The organism is Mesorhizobium sp. M5C.F.Ca.ET.164.01.1.1, from assembly GCF_004792125.1.
Taxonomy (GTDB): Bacteria; Pseudomonadota; Alphaproteobacteria; order Rhizobiales; family Rhizobiaceae; genus Mesorhizobium; species Mesorhizobium wenxiniae.
The window spans coordinates 1-370 of record NZ_SRTG01000222.1; the positions used below are offsets into that span (position 1 = coordinate 1).

Annotated in this window: 1 protein-coding gene; it reads left to right on the forward strand. The window is 61.9% G+C overall.

Going from position 1 to position 370, the window contains the following annotated elements; genetic code table 11:
- On the forward strand, positions 1–370 hold a 370-nt coding region (locus tag EN807_RS33225; protein ID WP_135937995.1), incomplete at both ends, for a glycosyltransferase.

A 370-nucleotide genomic window follows, 5' to 3' on the forward strand; every position in this document is an offset into this window, starting at 1 on the left:
GCCGCCAAGGCTTTACGGCGGCACGGAACGCATCATTTCCTATCTCGTCGAGGCGTTGGTCGATCTCGGCCACGACGTGACGCTGTTTGCCAGCGGCGATGCCAGAACCTCCGCCAGGCTTGTCGCCTGCCGCGAGCGGGCGCTTCGTCTCGATCCCAGACCATTGAAATCGGAGATCGCCGCGCATCTGTCGATGCTCGACGAGGTGCGGAAGCGGGCCGACGATTTCGATATCATCCATTTCCATCTCAGCCATTTCCTGCATTTCCCATTCTTTCGCGAAATGCCGGGGCGGACGGTGACGACACCGCATGGCAGGCTGGACTACGCGGATCTCGCGCAGGCCTATGGCCGGTTCCCCCAATTCCCG